The organism is Sphingobium sp. C100, assembly GCF_000508185.1.
Classification (GTDB): domain Bacteria; phylum Pseudomonadota; class Alphaproteobacteria; order Sphingomonadales; family Sphingomonadaceae; genus Sphingobium.
The window spans coordinates 1-8,976 of record NZ_AYOY01000040.1; the positions used below are offsets into that span (position 1 = coordinate 1).

The 8,976-nt window shown below is 64.8% G+C and carries 8 protein-coding genes and 1 pseudogene; 8 read left to right on the forward strand and 1 reads right to left on the reverse strand.

Translation table 11 applies throughout. The features are described from left to right. On the reverse strand, positions 1-927 hold a 927-nt coding region (locus C100_RS0124050; protein ID WP_037529765.1), incomplete at its 3' end, for a bifunctional transcriptional activator/DNA repair enzyme AdaA. A 112-nt stretch (positions 928-1,039) separates the two neighbouring features. Between C100_RS0124050 and C100_RS29185 the strand changes: the two genes are divergently transcribed. From C100_RS29185 to C100_RS29220, 8 genes and pseudogenes are all read left to right on the forward strand, one after another. Further along, positions 1,040-2,599, forward strand: coding sequence for a S1C family serine protease (locus C100_RS29185; protein WP_031308745.1), 1,560 nt, complete (start codon positions 1,040-1,042; stop codon positions 2,597-2,599). Between the two features lie 200 nt (positions 2,600-2,799). Beyond that, positions 2,800-3,354: a F0F1 ATP synthase subunit delta gene (locus C100_RS29190; protein WP_024018580.1), complete on the forward strand. Its 555-nt coding sequence runs from the start codon at positions 2,800-2,802 to the stop codon at positions 3,352-3,354. A gap of 32 nt (positions 3,355-3,386) precedes the next feature. Continuing rightward, positions 3,387-4,916: a F0F1 ATP synthase subunit alpha gene (gene atpA, locus C100_RS29195; protein ID WP_024018581.1), complete on the forward strand. Its 1,530-nt coding sequence runs from the start codon at positions 3,387-3,389 to the stop codon at positions 4,914-4,916. Continuing rightward, a complete protein-coding gene (locus C100_RS29200; RefSeq protein WP_024018582.1) occupies positions 4,916-5,209 on the forward strand; it encodes a putative quinol monooxygenase in 294 nt (97 codons plus the stop codon). The genes atpA and C100_RS29200 overlap by 1 nt, the downstream gene beginning before the upstream one ends. 1 nt (position 5,210) lies before the next feature. Further along, positions 5,211-6,095: a F0F1 ATP synthase subunit gamma gene (locus tag C100_RS29205; protein WP_024018583.1), complete on the forward strand. Its 885-nt coding sequence runs from the start codon at positions 5,211-5,213 to the stop codon at positions 6,093-6,095. A gap of 120 nt (positions 6,096-6,215) precedes the next feature. After that, positions 6,216-7,661: a F0F1 ATP synthase subunit beta gene (atpD, locus tag C100_RS29210; protein ID WP_024018584.1), complete on the forward strand. Its 1,446-nt coding sequence runs from the start codon at positions 6,216-6,218 to the stop codon at positions 7,659-7,661. A gap of 49 nt (positions 7,662-7,710) precedes the next feature. Further along, positions 7,711-7,965, forward strand: a complete 255-nt coding sequence (locus C100_RS29215; RefSeq protein WP_024018585.1) for an ATP synthase F1 subunit epsilon — start codon at positions 7,711-7,713, stop codon at positions 7,963-7,965. Positions 7,966-8,082: 117 nt separating this feature from the next. Then, positions 8,083-8,976 (forward strand): annotated as a pseudogene (locus tag C100_RS29220) (hypothetical protein); the annotation flags it as partial.

Sequence of the window (8,976 nt, forward strand, 5' to 3'; positions counted from 1 at the left end):
GGCGCTGCCGGTCGCCCGCACCGCGCCGGGGCGACCGATCGTCGCGGCGATTTCGCCATAGCTGCGCGTTTCCCCCGGCGGGATGGCGCGCAACGCGGCCCATACCGCCTGCTGAAATTCGGTCCCGCGCACATCCATGGGCAGGTCCGCCGCCCCGGCCGGATCATCGACCAAGGCGACCAGCCTCTGCGCCATCCGCTCGAGCGCCGGATCGGCGGGATGGAGCTGCGCGTGCGGGAAACGGGCGCGCAGTTCCGCCTCACCCTCGCCAAAGCTGATACGGCACAGGCCCTTGTCGGTCGCCGCCACCAGCATCGATCCCAGGCTGGTTTCGATCGTGCGCCAGCGGATGCCGATCCCGCGCCCGCCATCCTTCCACGCGCTGGGCGTCATGCCCAAATGCCGCTCGGCGTCGGCATAGGCGCGGCTCGGCGCATTATAGCCCGCCTCGTAAATCGCATCGGTGACGCGGTCTTCCGCGACCAGCGCCCGTTTCAACCGTTCGGTGCGCAGCGCCCGCGACCAGGCGGCCGGGGTCATACCGGTTTCCCGCTTGAACAGGCGATGGAAATGATGCGGCGCATAGCTGACATGGGCGGCGATGGCCTCCAGCCGGGGCGCCTCCTCCGCCGCTTCGATAAAGGCGATCGCCGCCTCCACCGCCAGCCGGTCGCGCCCGACCTCGTCCGGGCGACAGCGCAGGCAGGCGCGATAGCCCGCCGCCCGCGCCGCCACCGGGTCGGGCAGGAACGTCATATTCTCCCGCCTGGGGTGGCGCGCCGCGCAGCTGGGCTTGCAATAGATGCCGGTCGTGGCGACGCAACCGACGAAATGCCCGTCCATCGCGCGGTCGCGGCGCAGGAACGCGGCCCAGCAAGCGTCGGGATCGAGCATGGCGAGAGGGGCAAGGCGAGTCATATGTTTCATGGATATAGGGGATAGACCGGCAATGCGCGCCCTGCTTCCCGTGTCTTGCCGTCAAAGCATTTCGCCTTTTCCTGATTGCACCGCGCCCGGCATTGCATATGAATGCGCCACGATGGTCGCCCTCCTCCGCTGCTTCACCCCTGTCCTCGGCTTCGCGCTGGCGCTGCTCGCCTCCGCGCCGTTGCACGCCGAACAACAGGATATTGCCGCCGCCGCGCGCGGGGTGGTGCGCGTCGCGCTGGTCGCGACCGACGGATCGGACGCCTATTTCGTCGGCCATGGCAGCGGCTTTGCCGTCGCGCCGGACAAGGTGCTGACCAACGCCCATGTCGTGGAACTGGCGCGCGAGGAGCGCAATCTGGTCATCGGCGTGATCCCGTCCGAAGGCAGCAAGACCTATGGCGGGCGAATCATCGCTTATTCCCCCGGCAACGACCTGGCCCTCATCCAGTTGGAGGAAGGCCATCTGCCGGTCAGCACATTTTACGCCGGCGCGGTGAGCGACGGGCAGCATGTCATCGCCATCGGCTATCCCGGCACGGTGGACCGGGCGCAGGGGTTGGGCCTCAAGCAGATGGTCGAACCGCTCGCCACGGTGAAAACGAGCGGCAACATATCTTCCGGGCGGGCCAGCCAGAGCTTCGACACCATCCTCCACACCGCGCCGCTCGCCGCCGGGAACAGCGGAGGCCCCCTGGTCGATGATTGCGGCCGGGTGCTGGGCGTCAACAGCTTCGGGTCCATTTCGGACGGCAATGACGCCGAATTCGGTTTTGCCGTCTCCTGGCGCGAAATCGCCTCCTTCCTGCGGCAGGCGGGCGTGTCGTCGCTGCATAGCGTCGTCCCCTGCCGGTCGATGGCGGAGGCTGACGCGGCCGAAGCGGCGATCACCCAGCGCGAAGCGCAGGCGAGCGAGCAGAAGAACCGCGCCAGCGATGAAGCGCGCGACGAAGCGCTGGCCCGCGCCCGCGACGCAGCCGAACGCGACGTCCTGACCGCGCGTGAAAATGCGATGGCGGGCGCGGCCGTGCTGCTGGCGCTGGCGGTGCTGGGCCTGGGCGCGGGCGGCCTGTTCTACAGCCAGGGTCGCGAAAGACAGGCCACCTGGTTCCTGGCCGGCGGGGGCATTCTCCTGTTCGGCGCGCTCGGCCTCTTCTTCTTCAAACCCGGTTTCGACAGCATCGACGAGCGGGTGAAGCTGCCGCAGGACAAGGGCGTGACCGCCAACAGCGCCTTTGCCTGGGCGGGCGACAATATCTGCAAGGTGGACCTTGCGCGCAGCCGCCTGACCGTGTCCCAGCCCAATGACATCGCCTTCAACTGGGCCGAAGGCGGCTGCGTCAATGGCGAGGCGCAATATATCGCTTCGGGCACCCAATGGCAGCGCACCGCCATCCCCCAGGACGGCAATTTCGTATCGACCAGCCGGTTCGACCCTGCGACGGGCATGTTGCGGGTGCAGCGCTGGCTGCCCGACCTGGATACCATCGACAAGGTTCATGCACTGGCAAAGGGCAAGCCGGTCAAGGGATGCGGCGCGGATCGCGACCTGCTGGCCCGGATCGCCACGATCCAGACGGAAGCCGCCGCCCTGCTGCCCGCCCAGCCCAATGAACGGATCGTCTATCATTGCCAAAAGGGACGGCTTGCCCCGGCCGATCCTGCCGAATAGCCGATTCGTTCCGAATAAAAACTCAGGCAAATAGGTTCGATTTCGCACTATCGCTGGAATCGTGTCACATGACTTGCATAGTCATAATGGCACTGCTAACCGGCCGGGCAACAGGGGCTCGGGACGGCAATGGACCGCGCCCCCTATTTGCATGACCGGCACATCAACGGCCGGTACGCCAAACAGAGGACGGTAAGCGCGTGGAGACTACCGGCGGTATTCAGGCCAGCCTCAGCGGCCGCTATGCGGTGGCGCTGTTCGATCTGGCCCGCGACGCACATTCGCTCGACATAGTGGCCGACAGCCTTTCCGCCTTGAAGGCGGCGGTGGCGCAATCGGCCGACTTCAAGGGCCTGATCAACAGCCCCGTGTTGAGCCGTGACGCAGCAGGCAAGACGATCGCCGCCGTCGCATCCTCCATGGGGATCGACGCGCTGACGACGAAATTTCTGGGCGTGCTCGCCCAGAACCGGCGCCTGGGGCAGCTTCCGGCGGTCATCCGCGCCTACGAAACGCTCCTGTCGAATCACAAGGGAGAGGCCCGCGCCGAAGTGACGAGCGCCCATCCCCTGACCAAGACCCAGATCGGCGCCCTGGCCAAGAGCCTGAAGGCGCGCGTCGGCCGCGACGTCGCTGTCGATGCAAAGGTCGATCCCGCGATCCTGGGCGGGCTGGTCGTCAAGATCGGCAGCCAGATGATCGATAGCTCGATCCGTACCCGTTTGAACACGCTCGCCCAAGCTATGAAGGGCTGAAAAGCCCAAAAGGCTTCGATGAAAGGCTGAACATGGATATCAACGCCGCAGAAATTTCGAAGGTCATCAAGGACCAGATCGCCAATTTCGGCACCGAAGCGCAGGTGAGCGAAGTCGGTTCCGTGCTGACCGTGGGTGACGGCATCGCCCGCGTCCATGGCCTCGACAATGTCCAGGCGGGCGAAATGGTCGAGTTCGCCAATGGCGTGCAGGGCATGGCGCTCAACCTGGAAGCCGACAATGTCGGCGTCGTGATCTTCGGCTCGGACGCCGAGATCAAGGAAGGCGACACCGTCAAGCGCACCGGCACCATCGTCGACGTGCCCGTCGGCAAGGGCCTGCTCGGCCGCGTGGTCGACGGCCTTGGCAACCCGATCGACGGCAAGGGCCCGATCGTGTCCGACCAGCGTATGCGCGTGGAGAAGAAGGCGCCCGGCATCATCCCGCGCACCTCGGTCCATGAACCCGTGCAGACCGGCCTGAAGGCGATCGATACGCTCGTGCCCGTGGGCCGTGGCCAGCGCGAACTCATCATCGGCGACCGCCAGACCGGCAAGACCGCTGTCGCGATCGACACCTTCATCAACCAGAAGGGCGTCAACGCGGGCGATGACGAGGGCAAGAAGCTCTACTGCATCTATGTCGCGATCGGCCAGAAGCGTTCGACCGTGGCGCAGATCGTCAAGCAGCTCGAGGAAAATGGCGCGATGGAATATTCCATCGTCATCGCCGCGACCGCTTCGGAACCCGCCCCGCTTCAGTATCTGGCGCCCTATACCGGCGTCACCATGGGCGAATATTTCCGCGACAACGGCATGCACGCCGTCATCGTCTATGACGATCTTTCCAAGCAGGCCGTCGCCTATCGCCAGATGTCGCTGCTGCTGCGTCGTCCTCCGGGCCGCGAAGCCTATCCCGGCGACGTCTTCTACCTGCACAGCCGCCTGCTGGAGCGCGCGGCCAAGATGAATGCCGCCAATGGCTCCGGCTCGCTGACCGCGCTGCCGATCATCGAAACGCAGGCGGGCGACGTGTCGGCCTATATCCCGACCAACGTGATTTCGATCACCGACGGCCAGATCTTCCTGGAAACCAACCTCTTCTACCAGGGCATCCGTCCGGCGATCAACGTCGGCCTGTCGGTGTCGCGCGTCGGTTCGGCCGCGCAGACCAAGGCGATGAAGAAGGTGTCCGGCTCGATCAAGCTGGAGCTGGCGCAGTATCGCGAAATGGCGGCCTTCGCCCAGTTCGGTTCGGACCTCGACGCCTCGACCCAGAAGCTGCTGAACCGCGGCGCGCGCCTGACGGAGCTGCTCAAGCAACCCCAGTTCAGCCCGCTGCCCTTCGAGGAGCAGACCGCGTCGATCTTCGCGGGCACCAACGGCTATCTGGACAAGGTCGCCGTCAAGGACGTGACCCGCTATGAAGAGGCGATGCTCGCCTATCTGCGCCACGACCATGCCGACATCCTCGCCACGATCCGCGAGACCAAGGATCTGGGCGATGAGGCCAAGGGCAAGCTCAAGGCCGCGCTCGACAGCTTCGGCAAGACCTTCGCCTGATGGCGGTGACCTATCTCGCGCGGATCACCCTCGAGCCCGACTGCTTCGAAGCGGCATGTCGGGCGGTGGGGGCGATCGTCGCCGAGACACGGGCGGAACAGGGATGCGAACGCTTCGATCCCCATCCGGCCGCTGACGGGTCGCCAGTCATCTTCATCTACGAACGCTGGACCAACCAGGCCGCGTTCGAGATGCACCATGCGCAACCCTATACGCGCGCGGTGTTCAAGAATTACGAAGACTGGCTCGCCGAGCCGGTCCAGTTGACCGAACTCGCTGATGGACTGACGTAAAATGGCAAGTCTCAAGGAACTGAAGATCCGCATCGGGTCGGTCAAATCGACCCAGAAGATCACCAAGGCCAAGCAGATGGTCGCCGCCGCGAAGCTGCGCAAGGCGCAGGCCGCGGCCGAAGCCGCGCGCCCTTATTCCAGTCGCCTGGAAGCGGTCGTCGCCAGCCTGGCGTCGAAGATCGCAGGCGGCACGGGCGAAGGCGCCTCCCCATTGCTGGCGGGCACCGGCAAGGATCAGGTGCATCTGCTGGTCGTCGCCAATTCCGATCGTGGCCTGGCGGGCGCGTTCAACGCCAACATCGTCAAGGCCGCGCTCGCCAAGGCGCGGGCGCTGGAACTGGACGGTAAGACCGTGCAATTCTATCTGATCGGCCGCAAGGGGCGCCCGGTCATCAACCGCGCCTATCCCGGCAAGATCGTCGCGCAGTTCGACACGACGGGCGCCAAGGAGCCGGGTTTCGACCAGGCCCAGGCGATCGCCCATGACCTCACCGACATGTATCTGAACGGCAAGTTCGACGTCGCGCACCTCTTTTATTCGCGCTTCAAGTCGGCGCTGGCGCAGATCCCGACCGAACAGCAGATCGTGCCCGTCAAGATCCCGGCCGACGCCGACCGCAACGCCATCGGCGCGACGGTGGAATATGAGCCGAGCGAGGAAGCGATCCTGGACGAGCTGCTGCCGCGCAACATCACGGTGCAGCTCTTCAAGGCGCTGCTGGAAAACAACGCATCCGAACAGGGGGCGTCGATGACCGCGATGGACAATGCGACCCGCAACGCCGGCGACCTCATCAACAAGCTGACCATCCAGTACAACCGCAGCCGCCAGGCCGCGATCACCACCGAACTGGTCGAAATCATCTCGGGCGCGGAGGCGCTGTAACTTCGTCGTCATGCCAGCGAAAGCTGGCATGTCAGGCGGCGAGGCAAGATATTCAGGCACGAGACCCCAGCCTTCGCTGGGGTGACGGCCGAGAGACGAAGAAGGCAAGGAAACGAAGCAATGGCAACCACCAACAATGTAGGCCGCATTTCGCAGGTCATCGGCGCCGTCGTCGACGTGACCTTCCCCGATGCGCTCCCGGCGATCCTTTCGGCGCTGGAAACCAGCAACAACGGCCAGCGCCTGGTGCTGGAAGTCGCCCAGCATCTGGGCGAAAATACCGTCCGCACCATTGCGATGGACTCGACCGACGGCCTGACCCGCGGCCAGGAAGTCACCGACACCGGCGCGCAGATCAGCGTTCCCGTCGGCCCGGCTACGCTCGGCCGCATCCTGAACGTCGTCGGCGAGCCGATCGACGAGCGCGGCCCGGTCGCCACCGACATGCGCTCGCCCATTCACGCCAAGGCTCCTGAATTCGTCGATCAGTCGACCGAAAGCGCGATCCTGGTCACCGGCATCAAGGTCATCGACCTGCTCGCCCCTTATGCAAAGGGCGGCAAGATCGGCCTGTTCGGCGGCGCGGGCGTCGGCAAGACGGTTCTCATTCAGGAACTGATCAACAATATCGCCAAGGGCCATGGCGGCACGTCTGTGTTCGCTGGCGTGGGTGAACGCACCCGCGAGGGCAACGACCTCTATCACGAATTTCTCGACGCCGGCGTCATCGCCAAGGATGCCGATGGCAATGCGATCAGCGACGGGTCGAAGGTTGCGCTGGTCTATGGCCAGATGAACGAGCCGCCGGGCGCCCGCGCGCGCGTCGCCCTGTCAGGCCTGACCATCGCCGAATATTTCCGCGACGTCGAAAATCAGGACGTGCTGTTCTTCGTCGACAATATCTTCCGCTTCACCCAGGCGGGCGCGGAAGTGTCGGCGCTGCTCGGCCGTATTCCTTCGGCCGTGGGCTATCAGCCGACCCTGTCGACCGACATGGGCGCGCTGCAGGAACGCATCACCTCGACCAACAAGGGCTCGATCACCTCGGTCCAGGCCGTCTACGTCCCCGCGGACGATTTGACCGACCCGGCGCCGGCGACCAGCTTCGCGCATCTCGACGCCACCACCGTTCTCAACCGCGCCATTTCGGAACTGGGCATCTATCCGGCGGTCGATCCGCTCGATTCGACCAGCCGCGTCCTGGAACCCCGCGTCGTCGGCCAGGAACATTATGAAACCGCCCGCGCGGTTCAGTCGATCCTGCAAAAATACAAGTCGCTCCAGGACATCATCGCCATTCTGGGCATGGACGAGCTGTCGGAAGAGGATAAGCTGACCGTTGCGCGCGCGCGCAAGCTTCAGAAGTTCCTGTCGCAGCCTTTCCATGTCGCCGAAGTCTTCACCGGCATTTCGGGCAAGTTCGTCCAGATCGAAGACACGGTGAAGTCGTTCAAGGCCGTGGTCGAAGGCGAATATGACCATCTGCCCGAAAATGCCTTCTACATGGTCGGCGGTATCGACGAAGCCATCGAGAAGGCCAAGAAGCTGGCCGCCGAAGCGGCATAAGCTGAACCAATATAGCCCCTCCCTTGAAAGGGAGGGGGGAGTTTATGTCATGGCATTGCATTTCGAACTCGTGACCCCGGAAAAGCTCGTCCGTTCCGAGGAAGTCTATCAGGTGGTCGTCCCCGGCACCGACGGCGATTTCGGCGTGCTGGCGGGCCACGCGCCCTTCATGTCGACCGTCCGCGACGGCGCGATCCAGATTTTCAGCACCGCCAATGCCGCCCCGGAAATCATCCCGGTCGAGGGCGGCTTTGCCGAGGTGAATGAAAAGGGCCTGACGGTGCTGGCTGAAAAGGCCGGCTGACACGGCACTTTTTACTGTTCCCAAGCAAAGGGCCGCCCTCCACCCGGAGGCGCGGCCCTTTTGCTTAGCGGCTCCTTAACCTTGGCTTCGTAGAGCGATGCCAGGCCGGGAGTGTTCATGTCGTATCTGATCCAGGATCTTGGCGGTCTCGCCGTCGCGACGATCATCGCGCCGCTGCTGCTCTATGCGCCGGGCCTGGGGCTGGTTCGCCTGCTGGCGAGCGCCGGCCTGACCGTCCAGGGCTATTGGCAGCGGGTCGGCTGGGCCATGATCCTGGCGCTCGCCATCCTGCCGGTCCTCGACACGCTGATGATCCGGTTGCTCGGTATGCCGGGCATGATCCTGTTGAACGGGGCGCTGGCTCTGGCCGGAATGCGGCTGCTGAAAGGCGCGCGGCCCCCGTCCACCGCTCGCCCGTTCCTCGTCATCGCACTGGCCTGGTGGCTGATCTGCGCCTGGAGTCTGGTCGATTTCGACAGAGACGGCCAGTTGCATCAAAGCCTGATCGCCTTCGACATGGTCAAACATGCCGCCGTCGTCGAACAGATAGCGCGCCAGGGCATTCCCTTCACCGACCCCTTCTTCGCGCGCGACGGGATCGCGGGCTATTATCATTATTTCTACGTCTGGCCCGCCGCCGTCCGCTGGATCAGCGGCTTTCACATCGGCCCGACCATGGCCTTTGGCGCCACCGCTTTCTGGACGGGCGTCGGGGTCGTCGCCCTGCTCTGGCGTATCGCGGCCGACGCCGCGCTGATCCGGCCGGGCGCCGAACGGCGCGTGCTGCTGCTCGCCATCCTCTTTTGCTTCGTGGCCGGGGCCGACCTGCTCTACATGGCGCTGCGCTATCTGATGGTGCATCGGATCGAACCGGAAATCGAGAACTGGAACACCGAAATCCGGATGCTCGCGACGTCCACTTTATGGGTGCCGCACCATATCATGGCGCTGGTCGCCGCCTGGACCGGCATGTTGCTGAGCGCCCGCGCGGCCGCGATCAAGGGCGCGCGC